Annotated in this window: 19 protein-coding genes and 1 pseudogene; 8 read left to right on the top strand and 12 right to left on the bottom strand. The window is 62.9% G+C overall.

The window, feature by feature from the left end:
• Nucleotides 1–58: 58 nt before the first annotated feature.
• The 3 genes from AAC077_RS15380 to AAC077_RS15390 form a co-directional block, all read right to left on the bottom strand.
• Nucleotides 59–736 carry a metal-binding protein ZinT gene (locus tag AAC077_RS15380; RefSeq protein WP_339771405.1) on the bottom strand — a complete coding sequence of 226 codons (678 nt, stop codon included), beginning with the start codon at nt 734–736 and terminating at the stop codon, nt 59–61.
• Nucleotides 737–843: 107 nt separating this feature from the next.
• Entirely contained in the window at nt 844–1647 is an 804-nt protein-coding gene (blaOXA, locus tag AAC077_RS15385; RefSeq protein ID WP_339771146.1) for a class D beta-lactamase, read from the bottom strand.
• Entirely contained in the window at nt 1644–1967 is a 324-nt protein-coding gene (locus AAC077_RS15390; protein ID WP_339771149.1) for a hypothetical protein, read from the bottom strand. Before AAC077_RS15390 ends, blaOXA begins: the two co-directional genes overlap by 4 nt.
• 152 nt (nt 1968–2119) lie before the next feature.
• Between AAC077_RS15390 and AAC077_RS15395 the strand changes: the two genes are divergently transcribed.
• Genes AAC077_RS15395 through AAC077_RS15410 form a run of 4 tightly spaced genes read left to right on the top strand, consistent with a single transcriptional unit; the run spans nt 2120 to nt 5584 of the window.
• On the top strand, nt 2120–2728 hold the full coding sequence (locus AAC077_RS15395; protein WP_339771150.1) for a glutathione S-transferase: 609 nt from the start codon (nt 2120–2122) through the stop codon (nt 2726–2728).
• 52 nt (nt 2729–2780) lie between these two features.
• Nucleotides 2781–3713: an aldo/keto reductase gene (locus AAC077_RS15400; protein ID WP_339771152.1), complete on the top strand. Its 933-nt coding sequence runs from the start codon at nt 2781–2783 to the stop codon at nt 3711–3713.
• Nucleotides 3710–4774: an FAD-binding oxidoreductase gene (locus AAC077_RS15405; protein ID WP_339771155.1), complete on the top strand. Its 1065-nt coding sequence runs from the start codon at nt 3710–3712 to the stop codon at nt 4772–4774. The genes AAC077_RS15400 and AAC077_RS15405 overlap by 4 nt, the downstream gene beginning before the upstream one ends.
• An 18-nt stretch (nt 4775–4792) precedes the next feature.
• Nucleotides 4793–5584: a GH25 family lysozyme gene (locus AAC077_RS15410; protein ID WP_339771158.1), complete on the top strand. Its 792-nt coding sequence runs from the start codon at nt 4793–4795 to the stop codon at nt 5582–5584.
• A 59-nt stretch (nt 5585–5643) separates the two neighbouring features.
• Here AAC077_RS15410 and AAC077_RS15415 read toward each other — a convergent pair whose 3' ends face one another.
• The 4 genes and pseudogenes from AAC077_RS15415 to AAC077_RS15430 form a co-directional block, all read right to left on the bottom strand.
• Nucleotides 5644–8139, bottom strand: a complete 2496-nt coding sequence (locus AAC077_RS15415; protein ID WP_339771161.1) for an FAD-dependent oxidoreductase — start codon at nt 8137–8139, stop codon at nt 5644–5646.
• 190 nt (nt 8140–8329) lie between these two features.
• Nucleotides 8330–9733: an FAD-linked oxidase C-terminal domain-containing protein gene (locus AAC077_RS15420; protein ID WP_339771165.1), complete on the bottom strand. Its 1404-nt coding sequence runs from the start codon at nt 9731–9733 to the stop codon at nt 8330–8332.
• Nucleotides 9734–9739: 6 nt separating this feature from the next.
• Nucleotides 9740–11517 (bottom strand): annotated as a pseudogene (gene ggt, locus AAC077_RS15425) (gamma-glutamyltransferase).
• Nucleotides 11518–11537: 20 nt separating this feature from the next.
• Complete coding sequence (locus tag AAC077_RS15430) at nt 11538–12524, bottom strand: D-glycerate dehydrogenase (protein ID WP_339771168.1); 987 nt, start codon at nt 12522–12524, stop codon at nt 11538–11540.
• 152 nt (nt 12525–12676) lie between these two features.
• Between AAC077_RS15430 and AAC077_RS15435 the strand changes: the two genes are divergently transcribed.
• Nucleotides 12677–13141, top strand: a complete 465-nt coding sequence (locus AAC077_RS15435; RefSeq protein ID WP_339771407.1) for an SH3 domain-containing protein — start codon at nt 12677–12679, stop codon at nt 13139–13141.
• A gap of 28 nt (nt 13142–13169) precedes the next feature.
• On the opposite strand, the gene AAC077_RS15440 is transcribed toward AAC077_RS15435, so the two are convergent.
• Nucleotides 13170–13634 carry a DUF3237 domain-containing protein gene (locus AAC077_RS15440; RefSeq protein WP_339771170.1) on the bottom strand — a complete coding sequence of 155 codons (465 nt, stop codon included), beginning with the start codon at nt 13632–13634 and terminating at the stop codon, nt 13170–13172.
• Nucleotides 13635–13731: 97 nt separating this feature from the next.
• Between AAC077_RS15440 and AAC077_RS15445 the strand changes: the two genes are divergently transcribed.
• Genes AAC077_RS15445 through AAC077_RS15455 form a run of 3 tightly spaced genes read left to right on the top strand, consistent with a single transcriptional unit; the run spans nt 13732 to nt 16755 of the window.
• Nucleotides 13732–14202 (top strand): MarR family transcriptional regulator, encoded by a 471-nt coding sequence (locus AAC077_RS15445; protein ID WP_339771172.1) that lies wholly within the window; start codon nt 13732–13734, stop codon nt 14200–14202.
• A gap of 4 nt (nt 14203–14206) precedes the next feature.
• The gene (locus AAC077_RS15450; protein ID WP_339771175.1) at nt 14207–14974 is read left to right on the top strand and encodes an SDR family NAD(P)-dependent oxidoreductase; all 768 of its coding nucleotides are present in this window, start codon (nt 14207–14209) and stop codon (nt 14972–14974) included.
• Nucleotides 14975–14985: 11 nt separating this feature from the next.
• Entirely contained in the window at nt 14986–16755 is a 1770-nt protein-coding gene (locus AAC077_RS15455; RefSeq protein WP_339771177.1) for a feruloyl-CoA synthase, read from the top strand.
• An 85-nt stretch (nt 16756–16840) separates the two neighbouring features.
• Here the strand turns inward: AAC077_RS15455 and AAC077_RS15460 are convergent, their stop codons facing one another.
• The 4 genes from AAC077_RS15460 to AAC077_RS15475 form a co-directional block, all read right to left on the bottom strand.
• The gene (locus AAC077_RS15460; RefSeq protein WP_339771179.1) at nt 16841–18175 is read right to left on the bottom strand and encodes a TRAP transporter large permease; all 1335 of its coding nucleotides are present in this window, start codon (nt 18173–18175) and stop codon (nt 16841–16843) included.
• Nucleotides 18172–18705 carry a TRAP transporter small permease subunit gene (locus AAC077_RS15465; protein WP_339771182.1) on the bottom strand — a complete coding sequence of 178 codons (534 nt, stop codon included), beginning with the start codon at nt 18703–18705 and terminating at the stop codon, nt 18172–18174. The genes AAC077_RS15460 and AAC077_RS15465 overlap by 4 nt, the downstream gene beginning before the upstream one ends.
• Before the next feature lie 65 nt (nt 18706–18770).
• Entirely contained in the window at nt 18771–19799 is a 1029-nt protein-coding gene (locus AAC077_RS15470) for a TRAP transporter substrate-binding protein (RefSeq protein ID WP_339771185.1), read from the bottom strand.
• A 44-nt stretch (nt 19800–19843) separates the two neighbouring features.
• On the bottom strand, nt 19844–20632 hold the full coding sequence (locus AAC077_RS15475) for a crotonase/enoyl-CoA hydratase family protein (protein WP_339771189.1): 789 nt from the start codon (nt 20630–20632) through the stop codon (nt 19844–19846).
• Between the last annotated feature and the right edge of the window lie 43 nt (nt 20633–20675).

Consider the following 20675-nt stretch of genomic DNA (forward strand, 5'->3'; position numbering starts at 1 on the left):
GTTGGCGACAGTCAGGCCCCGGGTGTGCCGGGGCCTGATGCGGTCAGAGTAAGCGGCTCTAATGTGCCATCATATCCGCCGCAATCTGGTCGCCGGTTTTGTCGGACGGGTAGTAGGTGGGCCAGTTGGTCACCTCGTCCAGCAATGCGGCGCGGTCGTCGCCCCAATACAGGTGATAGTGCCCTGCCGTTTGGGGGGCGATGGCGTGGTCGCTGAACTGGATGAACGCGGGCGCCTGCGCGTCGCCTGCGACCTTTTCAAAGATGTAGCGCACGCCGCGGTTGCCTGCCTTGTAGGTCAGAACCTCGTAGCCATCATCGGCATAGGTGCCGCCAAAGGTCACGTCGTTTTGGGTAAAGGTCACGGTGTCGCCGTCGATCACAATACGGTCCACGTCGGTTTTATAACCCGTCTCGTAGGTGACGCGATGGTCGGCGGCTGATTTGTCGCCGCTTTCGGCCTTGTGCTGCATGACCGGATCCAGCGTGCCGTTTTGCAGCAGCGGGTAGACCGATTGCCAGTCGCCCTGCCAATCCGCGAGCGTGCGCGCGGCAATCTGGCTGTCGTCAAAATGACCGTGATAGATGTCGTCTGCGCTGTGGTCGTGGCTGTGTGCATGATCGTGTGCGGCGTGATCGTGACTGTGTGTCTTTGTTTCTGCCCGCGCCAGCGGGGCGCACAAAACCAAGGCCCCAAGGGCGGTTGCGGCGATGTGCGTTGAGAACGACAGTTGCATCATTTGTACCTCTCTTAAGTGATGAGGCCGCACCTATGTCATGATTCGTAACGTTATAACATATCCCAAATTAGAAGGCGGTGATATTTCGCTTGGCCTCTGCGCGGTCACCCCTTGGGCAGTGTCAGCGCCAATGCGGGCCAGTCGCGCAAGAACCCATCGCGGGTCAGGTTGCCCGGTGATCCGTCCTGCCGCGTGGTGGCCTTGGACAGCGTGGCAAAAACCATTATCCGTTCGCCCTTTTGCGCCCAACCGACGAACCAGCCCCATCCGGCAGCGCGGTCAAACGACCGGTCCGCGCGGCGCGGAAAGGCGGTGCCGGTTTTGCCCTTCACCTGCCAGCCGTCCACCTTTCGTGTTTCGACCGTCGCGCGGGTCAGCGCCATCGCACGCGGGGTGGCAGGCAGCGTATCGGCCACCAGCCCGCGCAGGAATGCCACCTGCTCGCGCGGGGATACTTTCAACGAAGACGCGATCCATGCGCGTTCCAGCCCGTTGTCAAACCCGGCATCGCCCGAGAAATCGCCATTGCCGTACCCGTAGGCCAGCGCATGATTGCGCAGCACATCCGCGCCCAGTGTCCGCGTGATCCGCTGCGAATACCAGACCACCGAATATTTCAGCCACCGTTCGGGCGTGGTGGGCTGTTGCCATGCTGCGCCGCCCCAATCCGGGTCGCCGTCGTGCGGCGTGAACACCGGTGTCTGCGTATCGGTCAGAAACCCCGTCTCAAACCCGATCAGCGCCAACGGCACCTTGAACGTTGATGCGGGCGTCACGCGGGTGTCGCAGTCGCCCCGCTCCATCAAAACCGCGCCGCTGCGCGCATCAATAACCAGGGTACAAACCTCGGCGGCCTGAGCCCCTGCGGCGCCCAGACACAGCGCCGTGACCATCAGCAACCGCTTCATTCCGGCACCGCGCAGGAAAACGGCAGGAACGATCCGGCCATGCCCTCGGCCACCGCCATCAGCGCCAAAGTATCGGCCAGTTCGTATTCTGCATCGCTCACCGGACACACCCGACCCTGCAAACACCCCGACGCCAGAAAGGCGGCATGATCGTCCAGGAACCGCGCGCTGATACCGGCCATGTCGCCGGCGGTCATCTGCGTCCATGCAACCGAATAGCGGCTGCATTTCTCGGCGTTCCAGCCGTCGGGCTGCACTTGTGTGGCCGCAGGACCGGCCAGCAGCAGCACAAAAAGTGTCAGAAAGGATATGCGAGTCACAGACGCCCCCGAACCAGTGTCAGCCACTTTGATAAACCGCGCCCGACGAAACGACAAACCCGCGCAGTCAGGTTCTTGGCTGAAACCTCTCCTTGCGTCACGACATTGAAAAACCGGTTTCCAACGCCGGATTCCCGTGCCAACCTGAGCGGATGATCACATTGCATCACCTCAACCGGTCCCGCTCTCATCGTATTCTGTGGCTGCTCGAAGAGGCCGGCGCCGAGTACACGGTCAAGCATTACAAACGCGACGAGAAAACCAACCTCGCGCCGCCGGAACTGACCGCGATTCACCCGCTGGGCAAATCCCCGATGATCGAGATGGATGGCCGGCTGATCACCGAAAGCGCTGCCATCGTCGAAGTGATCTGCGCCAAACACGCGCCCCAGATGGTGCCTGCGAAAGACGACCCCGCCTATGTGCAACACCTTGAGCTGATGCACTTTGCCGAAGGGTCCGCGATGACCCCGATCCTGCTGAACCTGTACGTGGGGCGGTTGGGCGAGGCGGGTGCACCGCTGCATCCGCGCATTCACGAACAACTGAATTCGCACTTTGGCTATATGAACGACGTGCTGCGTCCGTCGGGCCATTTCGTGCTGGACGATCTGTCGGCTGCCGACATCATGCTAAGCTTTCCCGCAGAGATCGCGATGATGCAGGGCCGCGCCAAGGATTTCCCGCGCCTGGCCGATTTTGTCGAACGCATCCACGCCCGCCCGGCCTATCAGCGGGCGACCGCGCAAGGGGCCGACTAAAGAGGGCCAGCCCCCCATTGCGCCGCTGTCATGGCCATGTAAATCTTGGCCCATGACACAGCTTACATCCCCCGATGGCACCCCTGCCAGCCGCCTGACCTTTGGTACGATGCAATTCGGCGGCAATGCCGACGCCGCCGCGTCGCGTGCCATGTTTGATGCCTGCCGCGATGCGGGCATCAGCCATTTCGACACGGCATATGTTTACACCGAAGGGCGATCCGAAAGCCTGTTGGCCGACATGGTCAAAGCCGACCGCAACAGCCTGTTGATCGCCACCAAGGTCGCCTACACAGGCGGGGCCAGCCGGATCAACATTCTGGAACAGTTCGACGTGTCGCGCAAACGGCTCCAACTGGACATGGTCGATCTGCTGTACATCCACCGCTTTGACCCCGACACGCCGCTGGAAGAAACCATGGACACGCTGGCCCATCTGCAAGCGCAGGGGGCAATCCGCTATATCGGCGTGTCGAACTTTGCCGCCTGGCAGGTGATGAAAGCCCAAGCCATCGCCGCGCGGTTCGAAACCCGCATTGATGTGATCCAGCCCATGTACAACCTTGTGAAACGTCAGGCCGAGGTCGAGATCATCCCGATGTGCGTCGATCAGAACATCGACGTGGTGCCCTATTCGCCGCTGGGTGGCGGGTTGCTGACCGGAAAATACGCCGCTGGAGGCACGGGCCGGCTGAGCACCGACGACCGCTATGCCACACGCTACGGCTTGCCGTGGATGCACCAGACGGCCGCCGATCTGGCGGCGCTGGCAGAGGAGATGAACGTGTCGCCCGCCACATTGGCCGTGGCCTGGGCTGCCGCCCACCCTGCCCGTCCGCGCCCGATCATTTCGGGACGCAGCGTGGATCAGTTGCAGCCGTCGCTGGCAGCCGAAGGGTTCGACATGGACGCAGCCCTGTACGACCGCATCACCGCCCTGTCGCAAACACCGCCCCCCGCCACCGACCGGCTGGACGACCGATGAGCGATTTTATCGTCATCGGCGGCGGCATCGCGGGCGTTTCTGCCGCCGCGCGTTTGTCGGCGCTTGGCACCGTCACGGTGCTAGAGGCCGAGCAGGCGCTTGGCTATCACGCCTCGGGCCGGTCGGCGGCGCTGTTCGAAAAGAACTACGGGTTGCCGTCGGTCATTGCCCTGAACCACGCCAGCGACGCCTATCATCAGCCCTACCTGAGCCCCCGTGGTTTTATGCTGGTGGGCCGCGCGGGCGAAGACGCAGGGTTTGACGCTGACGCCGCCGCCCTGAAATGCCCCGAGATTTCGGTGGACGAGGCCCGTGCCATCGTGCCGATCCTGAACGACCAGATCACCCGCGCCGCCTATCACGTCGAAGCCTATGACATCGACACCGACCGGATGATCCAGGATTTTGCCAAACAGGTGCGCGGCCATGGCGGGCAAGTGCTGACGAATGCGCCGGTTACCGCCGTAGGCTTTGCAGACGGCATCTGGACCGTCACCGCGGGCGGGCAGGATCACCGCGCCGCAACGTTGGTGAATGCCGCCGGTGCATGGGCCGATCAGATTGCCGAACTGGCGGGCGTGCGCCCCGTGGGCATCACGCCCTTCCGCCGGTCGATGGCGCGTATTCCGGCGCCGGGCGGGCATGACATCAGCGGCTGGCCGATTTTCTTTGGCGTCAATGAAACGTGGTACGCCAAGCCCGATGCTGGGTCATTGCTGGTGTCGCCCGCAGAACAGCACGCAACCACGCCGCACGACGCATGGCCCGACGACATGGTGCTGGCCGAAGGGCTGGACCGCTACAGCCAGCACGTGACCACCGAGGTCACGCGGCTGGAGGCATCCTGGGCCGGTCTGCGCAGCTTTGCCCCCGACCGCACGCTGGTGTTGGGCCGCGATCCGGCAAACCCCGCCTTTGTCTGGTGCGCGGGTCAGGGCGGCTACGGCTTTCAGACCGCCCCTGCTGCGTCGCAATTGCTGGCCGATCTGGTCACCGGACAAACGCCCGAGATCGACGCGGCCACGGTGGCGTCGGTGTCACCTGCCCGCTTTAACCCGTAGATTTTTAAAGATTCGCCCATGTCCCTGACCCGTCGTCTTGCCCTGCTTTCTCTCCTGGCGCTGGCCGCCTGTGGCGGCCAGAATTCCAGCGCCCCGCCGGCGCAGCCCGGTGTGATCTTTGCGCCGAATTTCTCGGACGTGCATCCGGTCGATTTCAACGGCCGGGCCCCGCAACGGTATCCGGTGCAGGGCATCGACGCCGCACGGTTCCAAAAGTCCATCGACTGGAACACCGCACGGCGCAACGGCGTGAACTTTGCCTTTCTCAAGGCGACAGAGGGCGGCGACCTGCTGGACCCGGCGTTCAAAGACCACTGGCGCGATGCGGGCCGCGCGGGTGTCGAACGCGGTGCCTATCACTTCTATTATTTCTGCACCTCGCCCGAGGATCAGGCCCGCTGGTTCATCCGCAACGTACCGCGCACGCCCGGTATGCTGCCGCCGGTGCTGGATATGGAGTGGAACCCGTTCTCGCCCACCTGCGCCCACGTCCGCCCGCCCGCAGGCGAAGTGCGCGACCAGATGCGCCGCTGGATCAAAATCGTCGAGGCGCACTATGGGCTGCGCCCGATCATCTACACCACGCCGAAATTCTTCGAAGAAAACGGTCTGCGTTCATTTCGCGGCTATGACTTCTGGTTGCGGTCCACGGCCCGGAACGTGTCCGAGGCCTTTCCGGGGCAACGCTGGCGGTTCTGGCAGTATTCATCCACAGGCATCATTCCCGGTATCGTCGGCGAAGTGGACCTGAATGTGTTCCATGGCAACCGCGCCGAATGGGTAACGTGGCTCGCCTCGCACAAGCTGTAAGTTAAACAAAAGGCGATGCCCGCAAGCATCGCCTTTTGTCGTTTCATCGCGTCCGGCGCTTATCCGTCGATGCGGATCGTTGCGTTTTTCGGGTCATAGGGGCTGTCTTCGGCCACTTCGGCATCCCAAAGCTGGTCGAACATCTTGACCTTCAGCTTGGTCCCCACCACCGCGTGTTCCGGTTTGACATAGCCCATGCCGATGCTCTTGCCAAAAGCCACCGAATAGCCGCCCGAGGTCAGACGCCCCACGCGGGTGTCGCCATGATACAGAACCTCGCGGCCCCACGGATCGGCGTCGTCCGGCCCGTCAATCAACAGCGTCACGCATTTGGACCGGATGCCCTTGGCCTCCATCTCGGCCTTGCCGTGGAACTCCTTGGACAGGTCCACAAAGCGCGGCAGATCAGCCTCGAGCGGGGTTGCGTCGCGGCCCAGTTCAGTGCCGAAGGCACGATAGGATTTCTCTTGCCGCAGCCAGTTCTGCGCCCGCGCACCGACCAGCTTCAGCCCGTGCGGTTCGCCCGCTTTCATCAACTGGTCCCACAGGTAATTCTGCATCTCGATCGGGTGGTGCAATTCCCAGCCCAGCTCGCCGGTATAGGCCACGCGGATTGCACGCACCGGGCACATGCCCAGTTCGATGTTGCGCATGGTCAGCCAGGGGAAGCGTTTGTTCGACAGGACGGTGGCGGGATCGGCATCCTTGACCAGCGTGTTCAGCACGTCGCGGGTTTTCGGACCGGCGATGGCAAAGACACCCCATTGCGTCGTGACATCGTGGCATTCGATATAGCCGAATTCCGGCGCCTTGTCGGCAATTGCCTTGCGCAGGTAATCGCTGTCATAGGCGGTCCAGGCGCCTGCGGACACAAGGTAATATTCGTCCTGCGCCAGCCGCACGATGGTGTATTCCGTGCGCGTGGTGCCCGCACCTGTCAGCGCATAGGTCAGGTTGATGCGGCCAACGCTGGGCAACTTGTTGCAGGTGAACCAGTCCAGGAACTGCGTGGCACCGGGGCCTTTGACCAGATGTTTGGTGAACGCGGTCGCGTCGATCAGGCCCACGCCCTCGCGGATCGCTTTCGCCTCGTCCACCGCATATTGCCACCAGCCGCCGCGGCGGAAACTGCGGGCGTCGTGGTCGTTGAACCCTTCAGGTGCGTAATAGTTCGGGCGTTCCCAGCCATTCACCCAGCCGAATTGCGCGCCCTTGGCGGCCTGCCGGTCATAGGCGGGCGACGTGCGCAAGGGGCGGCACGCGGGGCGCTCTTCGTCTGGGTGGTGCAGGATGTAGACGTGCTCGTACGCTTCTTCGTTCTTGCGCGCGGCAAATTCGGTGGTCATCCAGTCGCCGTAGCGTTTGGGGTCCAGCGATGCCATGTCGATGTCGGCCTCACCCTCGACCATCAGTTGCGCCAGGTAGTAGCCGGTGCCGCCCGCCGCCGTGATCCCGAACGAGAACCCTTCGGCCAGCCACATGTTGCGCAGACCGGGCGCAGGCCCCACCAGCGGGTTGCCGTCAGGGGTGTAGCAGATCGGGCCGTTGAAATCGTCCTTCAACCCACAGCTTTCCGCCGACGGGATGCGGTGGTTCATCGCCATGTACTGGTCTTCGATCCGGTCCAGATCCAGTTGGAACAGATCGGCGCGGAAACTGTCGGGCACGCCGTATTCGAACCGCGCGGGCGCGTCTTTTTCGTAGACACCCAGAATCCAGCCACCGCGCTCTTCACGCACGTAAGACTGCGCATCGGCGTCGCGGATGACGGGGTGTTCGACATTGCCCGGCTGCTTGCGGAATTCGACCAGCTCGGGGTCCTGGTCCATGACGATAAACTGGTGCTCGACCGGAATCGCAGGCATCTTGATGCCCAGCATCTTGGCCGTGCGCTGCGCGTGGTTGCCGCTGGCGGTGACCACATGTTCGGCGGTGATCACGATCTGCTCGTCCGAGGGGACAAGGTTGCCGCCCTTTTCGACCATTTTGGTCGCCGTGACCTCCCACGCCTCACCGTTCCAATGGAACGCGTCGGCCTGCCACTTGCGTTCGATCATCACGCCACGCTGGCGCGCGCCCTTGGCCATCGCCATGGTCACGTCTGCGGGGTTAATGTAACCGTCGGTCTGGTGGTACAGCGCGCCTTCCAGATCCTCGGTGCGGATCAGCGGCCATTTGGCCTTGATCTGGTCGGGGGTCATAAACTCATACGGCACGCCGCAGGTTTCTGCGGTCGAGGCATAGAGCATGTATTCGTCCATACGCTCTTTGGTCTGCGCCATACGCAGGTTGCCCACCACGGCAAAGCCCGCGTTCAGCCCGGTTTCTTCTTCCAGCGTTTTGTAGAAGCGGATTGAATAGTCGTGAATGTGGGTCGTGGCGAACGACATGTTGAAATAGGGCAGCAGACCCGCCGCGTGCCATGTCGACCCCGAGGTCAACTCGTCACGCTCCAGCAGCATCACATCGTCCCACCCGGCACGGGCCAGATGGTACGCAATCGACGTGCCCACGGCTCCGCCGCCGACCACCAGTGCTTTGACGTTTGTTTTCATGACCCGAATCCTTGAAGGCTGATTTCGCCCTGTTCTACTCTGCCACACCAGCGCCCGCGTCAGCCGCCCGACACGTCACAGCAAAAAAGCGACCATCGTCTTCATCTTGCCAGACAAACTCCGGGGGAGGCGCGCCAGCGCCGGGGGCAGCGCCCCCGGACAGGACAGTGTCGCGGCAGCGGCCTTTGGGTCAGACCGTAACAACCTTGCCGGGGTTCAGGATGTTGTCGGGGTCCAGCGCGCGTTTGATCGCAACCATCACATCGGTCGCCTCGCCCAGCTCTTTTGCCAGATAGGGCATTTTCCCCTGCCCGATGCCATGTTCACCGGTACAGGTACCCTCCATGGAAATCGCCATTTCCGCCAGCCAGCTGACAAAGCTTTCGGCCTTGGCCATTTCTTCGGGGCTGTTTTCATCGACCAGCACCAGCGAATGGAAATTGCCGTCGCCCACGTGGCCCACGATGGGCGCCATGAACCCCAGTTCCTCCAGCCGCTCTTGCGCCGCCACCACGATTTCCGCCAGTCGCGAGATCGGCACGCAGACGTCTGTCGAAATCCCCTTGGCACCGGGGCGCAGCCCCAGCGACGCCCAATAGGCATTGTGTCGCGCCTTCCACAGGGCGTTGCGCTCTTCGGTGCTGGTGGTCGCGGTATAGCCGGTGCCACCAAACTCTTCTGCAATCGCGCCAAAGGTTTCGGCCTGCTCGACCACACCCGCATCCGAGCCGTGGAATTCCAGCAGCAACAGCGGCGTCTCCGGCAGGTTCAGCCCCGAATAGGCATTGCACGCTTTCACCTGCAACGCGTCCAAAAGCTCGATCCGCGCGACGGGAATGCCGAACTGAATCACCTGCATCACCGTCTGGCACGCCGCATCCACCGACGGGAAAGAACACCGCGCCGAGCTGATCGCCTCGGGAATGCCCTGCAATTTCAGCGTGATCTCGGTGATGATCCCCAAGGTGCCTTCGGAGCCGACCAGCAGCCGCGTCAGGTCATAGCCTGCCGACGACTTTTTGGCGCGCTGTGCGGTGCGGATGATCCGCCCGTCGGCCATCACGGCCTCAAGCGCCAGAACGTTGTCTTTCATCGTGCCGTAGCGCACCGCGTTGGTGCCGGACGCGCGTGTTGCCGCCATGCCGCCCAGCGATGCGTTGGCACCGGGGTCGATGGGAAAAAACAGGCCTTGATCGCGCAGGTGTGTGTTCAGGTCTTCGCGCGTGACACCGGGCTGGATCACACAGTCCAGGTCTTCGGCGTGCACGTTGATGATCTTGTTCATCTGGCTCAGATCAATCGAGATCCCGCCCGCGGGCGCGTTCACGTGCCCTTCCAGCGAGGTGCCGGTGCCAAAAGCGATAACCGGCACCTTATGGTCGGCACAGACCTTGACGATGTCGGACACCTCTTGGGTCGATTTGGCAAAAACCACGGCATCGGGCATCTGGTTCGCAATCCACGTCGTCGTGTGCCCGTGCTGTTCGCGCACCGATGGGCTGGTCTGGAACCGATCCCCGAATTGCTGTTTCAGCACGCCCATAGCGGTTTGGATGCCACTTTCGTTGCGCGGCAGGTCAATCGCTTTTGCCATAGTCTCTTAGTCTCCCAGCGCGATGCCTTCGCGGCGCGGGTCTGCGCCACCTTGCAGGCCATCGCCTATTTCAATTGCATGCAAGCCTGAATTCAGGTCCTGCGTTTTCACTTCAAAGCCCATGTCGCCCAGCGGCCCTTGCAGATCGGCGGCGGTGGTGCCGGCCTCAAGGTCATAGGTGCCAAAGCGGTTCACCGCATGGGGCATCGCCACCGCTTGCTGCACATCCATGCCCCAGGCCAGATGCGCGATGATCGCTTGCGCCACGTATCCGATGATGCGACTGCCGCCCGGGCTGCCGATGGCCAGAACGGGCGCGCCGTCCTTCATCACGATTGTCGGTGCCATGGAGGATCGCGGCCGTTTGCCCGGCTCCAGCCTGTTGGCAATGGGCACACCGTCGCTGTGGGTGCGAAAGCTGAAATCGGTCAGCTCGTTGTTCAGCAGGAAGCCCCGCACCATCAACCGCGATCCGAAACCGTTTTCGATGGTTGTCGTCATCGACGCCACGTTGCCATAGCTGTCCACAATCGAAATGTGCGAGGTCGAGGGCAATTCGATGCTTTCGTCGTCGGACAGCAGCATCGCGTGGTCCCATTCGGGCGTGCCGGGGCTGACCTGAGGCAGGGCATCGTCGCCCGCCAGCAGCTTGGCCCGCTCCGCCAGATAGGCCGGATCGACCAGCCCAGCGGTGGGCATCGGCACAAAATCACTGTCCGCCATGTAGCGCCCCCGGTCGGCAAAGGCCAAGCGCGAGGCGTCGCCGATCAGCCGCCACGCCTGCGGGTCGGCAGGGCCAAGGGCGCTTAGGTCAAAGGTGTCCAGCATCCCTAAAATCTGCCCCACGGTCAGCGCGCCCGAGGATGGCGGGCCCATGCCACAGACCTCGTGGCCCTGAAACGGTGCACAAACGGCGGGGCGTTCGCGCGCCGCATACAGGGTGAAATCCAGATCGACAGGAACCCGCCCGCAGGCACCGCCGCGTTGACGGTGTCCACGATGTCCTGCGCAATCGCGCCGGTATAAAACGCCGCGGGATCACCGGCCAGCGTGCGCAATGTGTCGGCATAGGCCACGTTGGTCAGCCGCGTGCCCGCTTGCAAGGGCTGGCCTTGTGGCAGGAAATAGCTGGCCGTGCTGTCGAACCGCGCCAGACGCTCGGCATCGCCCGCGACCAGGGTCGCAAGTCGTGGCGACACCTCGAAACCGCCCTCGGCCAGTGCAATCGCGGGCTGCAACAGGTCCGCCCAGTTGCTTTTGCCCCAGTTCGCCTGGGCCGTGGCCAACAGCGCGGGTGTGCCCGGCACACCGACGGACAGACCACCCACGACGGCGTCATAGAATTTCAGTGGTTCGCCGTCCGCATCCAGAAAGCGTTTGGGCGTGGCCGCCAGGGGGGCGGTTTCGCGCCCGTCCAGTGTGGTCAGCCGGTCGCTGGCCGCATCGTACCACACCAGAAACGCGCCGCCGCCAAGGCCCGAGCTTTGCGGTTCCACCAGCCCCAGCACCGTCTGCACAGCCACCAGCGCATCGGCCGCCGTGCCGCCCGCCGCCAGCACATCGGCGCCGGCCTGAACGGCATGCGGGTTAGCGGCCGCCACCATCCACGTCTTGCCCTGCACCGGCACGCCGTCGTCCTTGGCTTGCAAGGCTGCGGCCACCTGCGGCGACATGGCGGCAAACCCGCCGGTTGTGGTCGCTTCGGGTTGCACCGCGTCGGCGGCCTGTTGGGCCACGGCGGGCCATGCCGCCAAGGCGGCAATCAGTGTCAGTGTCTTATGCATCCTATCCCCCCAAAGATGTCTCAGAGCATGGACGGCACAACCTGATCCGGTGGACGGTGTCCGTCGTCAAATGTCTTGATGTTGATGATGACCTTTTCGCCCATCTCCAACCTGCTTTCCAGCGTGGCCGACCCCATATGCGGCAACAGCACGACATTGGGCAACTCGCGCAGGCGCGGGTTGATGTCGGTGCCGTTTTCGTAAACGTCCAGACCGGCCCCCGCGATGTCACCGGCCCGCAGCATCCGTGTCAGCGCGTTTTCGTCCACCACTTCCCCGCGCGAGGTGTTGACCAGCACGGCGTCCGGCTTCATCAGCTTCAGCCGCCGTGCATTCATCAGATGGAAGGTCGACGGCGTGGACGGGCAGTTGATGGAAAGCACATCCATACGGGCAACCATCTGGTCCAGACTGTCCCAATAGGTCGCTTGCAGGTTTTCCTCGATCTCTGTGCGCAGACGGCGGCGGTTATGGTAATGCACCTGCATCCCGAAAGCAGCCGCACGGCGCGCCACAGCCTGACCGATGCGGCCCATGCCCAGAATGCCCAACCGGCGGCCCCCGATGCGTCCGCCCAGAAAGGCAGTGGGCGCCCAGCCTTCCCAGGTGCCCGATTGCATGGCGGCCAGCCCTTCGGGCATCCGCCGCGTCACGGCAAGAATCAGGCCCATCGTCATATCGGCGGTGTCGTCGGTCAGAACACCTGGCGTGTTCGACACCAGCACGCCGCGCTGGCGGGCAGTGGCCACGTCGATATTGTCGACCCCGGCCCCGTAGTTTGCAATCAGCTTCAAGCGGTCTCCGGCCTGTGTGATCATCGCCGCGTCGATCTGGTCGGTGATCGTCGGCACCAGAACATCCGCGCTTTTCATAGCCTTTGACAGCTCGTCGCGCGTCATGGGCGTGTCGGTCTCACGCAAAGTTGTGTCGAACAATTCGCTCAGGCGTGCTTCTACCGCTTCGGGCAACCGTCGCGTAACGACAACACTCAAACGTTCCTTTGCCATTCGGCACCTCCCAGACTTGGCGCACAGTATTGCGCCGCGCTATGGTGGCCGATGAGAGCGCGAGGCACAAGAACCCGCGCCCACTATATGAGGCAGCAATGGCAGGATTCCTGAAAAGAATTCAAACAGGTGTGGTCTGTGCGGCTTTGTTGATGTCGCTGGCCGCAATTAACAGTGCGCAAGCGCAGGACAAAGGGCAGGTCACCAACCTGCCCCTGCCCCGTTTCGTTTCGCTGAAAGCCGCCGAAGGCAACGTGCGGCGCGGCCCGTCGCTGACGCATCGCATCGACTGGGTGTTCAAGCGCCGCGACATGCCGCTGCAAATCACCGCCGAACACGGCCACTGGCGGCGCGTCGAAGACCGCGACGGATTGGGCGGCTGGGTGCATTATTCGCTGCTGTCGGGCACGCGCACCGTGATCGTCGAACAGGACCTGATGCCGATCCACACCCGTCCCGACCCGACCGCGCCCACGGCGGCGGTTCTTGAAAACGGCGTGATCGCGCGGCTGGGCGAATGTGACCCCGAATGGTGCTGGGTCAACGCGGACGGCTACAAGGGCTGGGCGCCAAAGTCGCGGCTGTGGGGCGTGGCCCCCGACGAGATTCGCGACTGATGCACGCGCCACCCGGTGCAGTTGTCACTTAGCGCAGCGCGTAAAGGTCCACGTTGACCGAGGATTTGTTGCGCGCGCCGGTGCCCACGAACAACGTACGGTTCACCCAATCATAACGCGCGTCGCCGGTTTCCAGCCGTGCATGTGTGCGCATGTAATAGTCCTCGGGCGGCACGGCCTCGCCCCGGCCCAGCGCGGCCAGCACCTCGGGCGTGCCGTCGCGGTAGCCGTAGTTGATGATCTCGATCACAGCACCGTCATCGGTCTCCATCGCATAGCGGGTGTCCAGCTCGGCCATGCCGCTGTGGAACAACGTTTGCCAGTCCGCCCCCACATTCAGGATCTTTCCGGTCAGGCGCGGCCCCGCGACGGTCCCGCCAATGATCGGAATGATGCGCCGCGCACCTGCCCTGCCCTGACCCATTTCGCGGATCGGCCCCAGCTCGACAGTCAGCGTGCAGACATGTTCCAGCACCGGTTTCAGCAATTTCATAGACAGAGCCTTTCGCTTCCGATAATTGTTAACCTAGTAAACGATCTCGGGTCTGTCCATATTCGGCAACACCGTGATCCCAAACGATGAGGATGCCATGACACGGACCCGACGCAAAGCCCGCGCAGACGACATGGACGCGCCGGAAATGGCCCTGGAAACGCTTGTAGGGTACAATCTCAAGCGGGCCTACGTCGTTATTCAAAGCGATTATCGCGCGGTGATGGGTGACGAGGGGTTGAGCCCAAGAGTGTTTTCGGCGCTGACCTTTGTGGTCGAGACACCGAACCTGACCCAAAGCGATCTGGCGCGACGGCTGGGAATCGAGCGGTCGGGCCTGGTGGCGATCGTCGATGAATTGGAAGGTCGTGGCTATCTGAACCGTGTGGCCGTGCCACAGGACCGGCGCATTCAGGCGCTGGCCCCGACAGATGCGGGCGTGCAGGCCTACGAGGCTGCGCTGGCGCTGATACACGCCCATGAAGACAGGGTTTTGCACATGCTGGACGCGAAGGAGCGCGAACAGCTTGTGCATCTATTGAAGAAGATCAGGGGAAATGGAGAGTGATCGGATGAGCATTTGGAAAGACAGCGTTGCTGTTGTCACCGGCGGGGCTTCGGGCCTTGGGGCGGCGACGGCACGGGCATTGGCCGACACGGGCATGAAAGTCGCCCTGTTCGACCTGAACACCGACGCAGGCACCGCATTGGCCGCCGAACTGGGCGGCATGTTTCACAGCGTAGACGTGTCTGATCCGGCCAGCGTCACAGCCGGACTGGACGCTGTCGAGGCGCAGTTGGGCACGCCCCGCGTGCTGGTGAACTGTGCGGGCATCGGCCCCGCGGCCAAGACCGTGTCGCGCGGCGAAGCCCATGATCCTGCGGTGTTCGACAAGACCATCCGCGTCAACCTGATCGGCACCTTCAACTGCGCCAGCCAGGTCGCGGCGCGTATGGTTGCAGCCGAACCCACGGCCCCCGACGGCGCACGCGGCGTGATCATCAACACCGCATCGGTGGCTGCCTATGACGGGCAGATCGGCCAGGTGGCCTATGCAGCGTCCAAGGGCGGCATTGTTGGCATGACCCTGCCCATGGCCCGCGATCTGGCGGACAAGGGCGTGCGTGTTTGCACGATTGCACCGGGGCTGTTCCTGACCCCGCTGCTGGAAGGTCTGCCGCAGGACGTGCAGGATTCGCTGGGCAAACAGGTGCCGTTCCCGTCACGTCTGGGCCATCCGTCGGAATATGCCAAGCTGGCGTGCCACATCGTCGACAACCCGATGCTGAACGGCGAGGTCATCCGTCTGGATGGCGCGATCCGCATGGCACCACGGTAAGGCACCGCGCAATGGCATCCCCCCGCTTTTGGGCCCCGACCTTCGACTATGAAAGCCGCCCCGACGGCACCATCCTGATGCGCCAGACCGAAGCGTTGCCTGCGCATCCGCAACTGTTGGCCGACTATCTGGACCATTGGGCGGCAACAGCCCCGGACCGGACGTGGATCGCGCGCCGTGTGCAGGGCGGCGACTGGCGGCACATCTCGTACCAGCTGGCGCAGGACATGTGCCGCAGGCTGGGGGCTGCGTTGCTTGAAATGGGTTTGGGGCCGGACCGGCCCTTGCTGATCCTGTCCGAGAACAGCCTTGAGCATGCCCTGCTGGGGATGGCTGCGATCTATGTCGGTGTGCCTTATGCGCCTGTGGCCACGGCCTATTCGCTTGTGTCCGAGGATCACAGCAAACTGCGCGACATCGCGGCCACCTTGCAGCCCGGCGCGATCTTTGCCGACGATGGCGCGGCCTATGCCAAGGCCATCGCTGCGATTTCGGCTGAGGATCGCAGGGTCATCAACGCCCACAACCTGATCGAGGGCGCACTGTCGTTCGAGGCACTTCTGGACCACCACCCGGCAGGGTCCATCGACGCACGTGCCGCCCTGACGCCCCAGACCGTGGCAAAATATCTGTTCACCTCAGGCTCGACCGGATCGCCCAAGGCAGTGATCAACACCAACGCGATGATCTGTTCCAGTCAGGCCATGGTGCGCGACTGTTACCGTTTCCTGGGCGACCAGCCCCCCGTTGTGCTGGACTGGGCACCGTGGAACCACACGGCGGCGGGCAACAAGGTCAGCTATCTGGTGCTGACCAACGGCGGCACCTATTACATCGACGACGGCCGGCCCGTGCGGGGCAAATTCGACGAAACCCTGCGCAACCTGCGCGAAATCTCGTGCACGTGGTACTTTAACGTGCCGGTCGGCTACGACATGCTGATCGACGCGATGGAGGCCGACGACGCGCTGGCGCACACCTTCTTTTCCGAGCTGGGCATGTTGTTCTACGCAGGCGCCAGCATGTCGCAACGCACGTGGGACCGGCTGTCGGCACTGGGGCGCAAAGTGCTGGGCCGCGAGGTGCTGCTGGCCACCGGATTGGGCGCGACCGAAACCTCTCCGTTTGCGCTGGCGATCACCGATCTTCAGGACCGTTCCGGCAACGTCGGTGTGCCTGCGCGCGGAACGACGCTGAAACTGGTGCCGAATGCGGGCAAGCTTGAGGCGCGGATCAAAGGCCCCAACATCATGCCCGGATACTTTGGCGACACAGCCAAGACCGCCGAGGTTTTTGACGACGAGGGGTTCTATTGCTTTGGCGATGCGCTGCGCCCTGCCGACCCTGACGATTTTTCCAAAGGGTTCTTTTTCGACGGGCGGCTGGCCGAGAACTTTAAACTGACAACCGGCACCTGGGTGGCGGTCGGGGCTGTGCGCGCCACTTTGGTGGATGCCATGCATGGGCTGATCCGCGACGCGGTGATCGTGGGCGAGGATCAGGCACAACTGGGGGCGCTGCTGTGGCTGTCGGACAAGGCGGCTGCGATGGACGCGGATACTTTGGCCAAGCAGTTGCAAGAGCACCTGACCGCCGCCGCCGCAAATGCCACCGGATCGGCCAGCCGCGTCCGCCGTGCTGTGGTGTTGGACGCATTGCCCAGCCTTGATGCTGGCGAGATCACCGAGAAGGGGTCGCTGAACCAGCGTGCCATGCGCTCGGGTCGTCCGGCCTTGGTCGAAAAACTCTATGCCGGGGGCGACGGTGTGTTCATAGCCTGAGCGACGCCGCCAGACACCAAAAACGCCGCGCTTCACCAGCGCGGCGTTTTGCGTTTAGGGGATCAGTGCCGTCACTCTAAGCACGCTAAGGCACCAGATAGTCGATCAACCAGACCAGCGACAGCGTGATGGCCGGAAACGCCGTCAGGATCACCACGCGGATCATATCGGTCAGCACAAAGGGCATCGCCCCGCGATAGGTCTGGCCAATGGGAATGTCGCGCGCCATCGAGTTGATGATGAACAGGTTCATCCCCACTGGCGGCGTGATCAGCCCCACCTCGACCACGATCAGCACCAGAATGCCGAACCACAGGCCAAAGTCGTTGGGCGACATGCCAAAGTCCAGCACCACCATAATCGGGTAGATGATCGGCACCGTCAGCAGCACCATCGACAGCGAATCCATGATGCAGCCAAAGACCAGGTACATGATCAGCACCGCCGTCAGCACCAGCCACGGGTTCAGCCCCTGTTCGGCCACCCAAGCCGAGGCCAGTTGCGGCAGTTGGGTCAGCGCCAGAAAGCTGTTGAACAGGCCCGCCCCCAGGATGATCAGAAAGATCATCGCAGTGGACGAGGCCGTGGACAGGATCGCCTGTTTCAACTTGTCCCACGACATCTGCCCCGAGGCGACACTGACCAACCCCGTGCCAGCCGCGCCCACGGCGGCGGCTTCGGTCGGGGTGAAGATACCCAGATAGATGCCGCCCACCACCACAACGAAAATTGTCAGCACCGGCCAGACCTTGCCCAGCGCCACCATCCGTTCAGCCCAAGGCACGCGCGGGCGCACGGTGGCCGCGTTGGGCGACACGCGCACCCAGATGGAAATCGCGATCATATAGCCTGCGGCGGCCAGAATGCCGGGGATCAGGGCGGCCACGAACAGCTTTTCGATGTTCTGCTCGGCAAGGATCGCATAGATCACCAGAATGACCGAGGGCGGGATCAGAATGCCCAGCGTGCCCCCCGCCGCCAGTGCGCCAGTCGACAGCGATCCGGGATAGCCATAGCGGCGCAGTTCCGGCAGGGCCACCTGCCCCATCGTCGCCGCCGTCGCCAGCGACGACCCGCAAATCGCACCAAAGCCCGCACAGGCCCCGATGGCCGACATCGCCACGCCCCCGCGCCGGTGCCCCAGAAAGCTTTCGGCGGCGCGGAACAGCGATGCGGACATGCCCGACAGGGTCGCAAACTGTCCCATCAGCAAAAACAGCGGGATGATCGAATAGGAATAGTTCGAGAACGTCCCATAAGTCAGCGTCTTAAGCTGGTTCATCATCATCATCGGCGACCCGATAACCAGATAGGACCCGCCAAAGCCCACGGCCAGCATCGCCAGCGCAATCGGAATACGGATAAAGATCAGGATCAGCAGCACCGGAAAGGACCACAGTGCCAGTTCAAAGTTGCTCATGTGGTGGCTTCCTCGGTTGGATCGGGCTGTCCGGTCAGCGCACGCAGCGACCGGATCAGGCAAAAGGCAGCAACAAGGGCAAAGGCAACGGCACCCACAAGGCTTGCGGCATAGCCCCACCAGACGGGCAGTTGCATGATGAACGTCGTCTCGGCGTAGCGCAGCTTGTCCGCCATCCCCAGATACAGCCGCCAGGCAATCACCACGGCGGCGGCCAACATGCCCAGATCGACAACCACATTCAGCACGCGGTTCAGCACACCGCCAAAGACGGGTTTGAACAGATCCACGGCGGCATGACTGCGCTGCAACTGGCACCACGGCAGGAACCCGAAGATGGCCGCCCCCACACCGATTTCCGTCAGGTCGTAAATGCCTTTGATCGGGCCAACCCCGATGTCCAGCGGCAGCAACGCCCGCCCTGCAATCGAAACGCAGGTCAGCGCCACCACCACCAGCAGGACAAGACCCGACAGCAACGCCATCCAGCGCGCCAGCGCGTCGGCGGATTTATAAAGTGTCATATACATGAAAACTGCCCCGCAAGCGGCAACCGGCGCACCCCGTCCGAAGAGGGGGCACGCCGCGCCGAACCTTAGTTCGAGTACTTGTCGATCAGCCCCTTGGCCTGATCAATCAGGGCCTGACCGTCGATGCCCTTGCTGTCCATGTCGGCCACCCAACGGGCTACGACCGGTTGCGCTGCTTCTTTCCAGCGTGCGACCTCGGCCTCGTCCAGTTGCACGATGGTATTGCCTTTTTCCACTGCAATGTCGCGGCCCGGCTTGTCGTATTCAAACATGACCTCGGCGGCGAACGTGGACAGGGCAGCGCCGGATTTCTCGTCCAGAATGGCCTTCAGGTCATCCGGCAGCGCGTCGTATTTGGCTTTGTTCATCACCAGAACGATGGTCGCGGTGTACAGCGCCTCGTCACCCGAGAATTCGGCGTGGTTGCTGACCAGTTCGGCCAGACGGATCGACGGGGTCACTTCCCACGGGATCACGGTGCCGTTCACAACGCCCTTGGACAGCGCTTCGGGGATCGCGGGCAATGGCATGCCCACGGGGGTGGCCCCCAGTTCGGACAGCATGTCGTTGATCACGCGGGTCGGTCCGCGCAGGGTCTTGCCCTTCATGTCTTCCAGCTTGGTCACCGGGTCCTTGGTGTGGATCACACCGGGGCCGTGCACCCATGCGCCCAGAACCTTAACGTCCTGATATTCGCTTTCCTGAAAGTCGGTTTCGACCATTTCCCAGAACGCGCGCGACGTGCCGACGGGATTCTTCATCATGAACGGCAGTTCAAACACCTCGGTGCGCGGATAGCGTCCGGGGGTATAGCCCACCACGGTCATCGCCAGATCGACCACACCGTCGCGCGCCTGGTCCAGCAGTTCGGGCGGACGCCCGCCCAGTGCCATCGCGTCAAAGTGCTGAATGACGATCCGACCATCCGATGCGGCCGTCAGCTCTTCGCCCCAGGGCTTGAGAATCTTGGCAGGCACTGTGGCCACGGGGGGCAGGAACTGGTGCAGGCGCAAGGTGACCTCTTGCGCGAACGCCAGCCCCGGCAACATGGCAACAGCCGCAGCCGCGCCGATCAGTAGTGTCCGTTTGTTCATCTTGTTTCCTCCCTAAAGATGATCGCAGAACCGGTTCTTCCGGTTTATTTCTTGTGGAAATCAGGTGGGCGTTTCTCCAGGAACGCACGCAGACCTTCTTGCGCCCCCGCCGATGTCTGCGACATCGCGGCGGACAGGCTTTCGGTGAACAGACCATCCGCGCGGGACATATCGCCAATGCGCCCGATGGCCTGAATCATCAGGTAATTCGAGAAAGGCGCGTTGTCAGCAACCTCGCGCGCCAGCTTTTTCGCCAGCGGCAACGCCTCGCCCTCGCCCACGGAATAATGCGCAAGGCCCAGACGCAGGCCATCCTCGGCGCCGTAGTTGCGGCCCGTCAGCATCATTTCCCGCATCCGGTCGGCACCGACGATACGGCCCACACGCACTGTGGCCCCGCCGCCGACAAAGATACCGCGCCGCCCCTCGGGCAGTTGGAACCGCACAGACGGCTCGGCAATACGCACATGCGCCGAGGTGGCAATTTCCAGACCACCACCGATCACCGCACCGGTCATCGCCGCGATGACAGGCAAGCCGCCGTATTCGATCAGATCGGCCACACGGTGCCAGTTGCGCGAATGGTAAACCGTTTCTTCGGGACTGCGGTGTTCGTGTTCGGACAGATCCAGACCCGAGCAGAAATGGCCGCCCTCACCGTACAGGATCACCGCGCGCACACCTTCGGGCGGATGGGAAAAGAAATCGTCCAGCGCCGCCACCAGCGCATCGTTCATGGCATTGCGCTTGTCAGGGCGGGCAAAGATGATGGTTGCGATGTCGTCTTCGATCTCGATGCGGGTCACGTGTGTCTTGGCTGCGTCTTTGGCCACGAGAATCCCCTCCCTGTAAATAATGTTAAAAGTGTTATAGACT

The organism is uncultured Pseudosulfitobacter sp., assembly GCF_963976325.1.
Taxonomy (GTDB): Bacteria; Pseudomonadota; Alphaproteobacteria; order Rhodobacterales; family Rhodobacteraceae; genus Pseudosulfitobacter.

What these genes read in the sequence shown, in the direction of transcription:
- AAC077_RS15380 (WP_339771405.1), bottom strand. Translation starts at nt 736, where the DNA reads ATGCAACTGTCGTTCTCAACGCACATCGCCGCAACCGCCCTTGGGGCC.
- blaOXA (WP_339771146.1), bottom strand. Translation starts at nt 1,647, where the DNA reads ATGAAGCGGTTGCTGATGGTCACGGCGCTGTGTCTGGGCGCCGCAGGG.
- AAC077_RS15395 (WP_339771150.1), top strand. Translation starts at nt 2,120, where the DNA reads ATGATCACATTGCATCACCTCAACCGGTCCCGCTCTCATCGTATTCTG.
- AAC077_RS15400 (WP_339771152.1), top strand. Translation starts at nt 2,781, where the DNA reads ATGACACAGCTTACATCCCCCGATGGCACCCCTGCCAGCCGCCTGACC.
- AAC077_RS15405 (WP_339771155.1), top strand. Translation starts at nt 3,710, where the DNA reads ATGAGCGATTTTATCGTCATCGGCGGCGGCATCGCGGGCGTTTCTGCC.
- AAC077_RS15410 (WP_339771158.1), top strand. Translation starts at nt 4,793, where the DNA reads ATGTCCCTGACCCGTCGTCTTGCCCTGCTTTCTCTCCTGGCGCTGGCC.
- AAC077_RS15415 (WP_339771161.1), bottom strand. Translation starts at nt 8,139, where the DNA reads ATGAAAACAAACGTCAAAGCACTGGTGGTCGGCGGCGGAGCCGTGGGC.
- AAC077_RS15420 (WP_339771165.1), bottom strand. Translation starts at nt 9,733, where the DNA reads ATGGCAAAAGCGATTGACCTGCCGCGCAACGAAAGTGGCATCCAAACC.
- AAC077_RS15430 (WP_339771168.1), bottom strand. Translation starts at nt 12,524, where the DNA reads ATGGCAAAGGAACGTTTGAGTGTTGTCGTTACGCGACGGTTGCCCGAA.
- AAC077_RS15435 (WP_339771407.1), top strand. Translation starts at nt 12,677, where the DNA reads ATGTCGCTGGCCGCAATTAACAGTGCGCAAGCGCAGGACAAAGGGCAG.
- AAC077_RS15440 (WP_339771170.1), bottom strand. Translation starts at nt 13,634, where the DNA reads ATGAAATTGCTGAAACCGGTGCTGGAACATGTCTGCACGCTGACTGTC.
- AAC077_RS15445 (WP_339771172.1), top strand. Translation starts at nt 13,732, where the DNA reads ATGACACGGACCCGACGCAAAGCCCGCGCAGACGACATGGACGCGCCG.
- AAC077_RS15450 (WP_339771175.1), top strand. Translation starts at nt 14,207, where the DNA reads ATGAGCATTTGGAAAGACAGCGTTGCTGTTGTCACCGGCGGGGCTTCG.
- AAC077_RS15455 (WP_339771177.1), top strand. Translation starts at nt 14,986, where the DNA reads ATGGCATCCCCCCGCTTTTGGGCCCCGACCTTCGACTATGAAAGCCGC.
- AAC077_RS15460 (WP_339771179.1), bottom strand. Translation starts at nt 18,175, where the DNA reads ATGAGCAACTTTGAACTGGCACTGTGGTCCTTTCCGGTGCTGCTGATC.
- AAC077_RS15465 (WP_339771182.1), bottom strand. Translation starts at nt 18,705, where the DNA reads ATGTATATGACACTTTATAAATCCGCCGACGCGCTGGCGCGCTGGATG.
- AAC077_RS15470 (WP_339771185.1), bottom strand. Translation starts at nt 19,799, where the DNA reads ATGAACAAACGGACACTACTGATCGGCGCGGCTGCGGCTGTTGCCATG.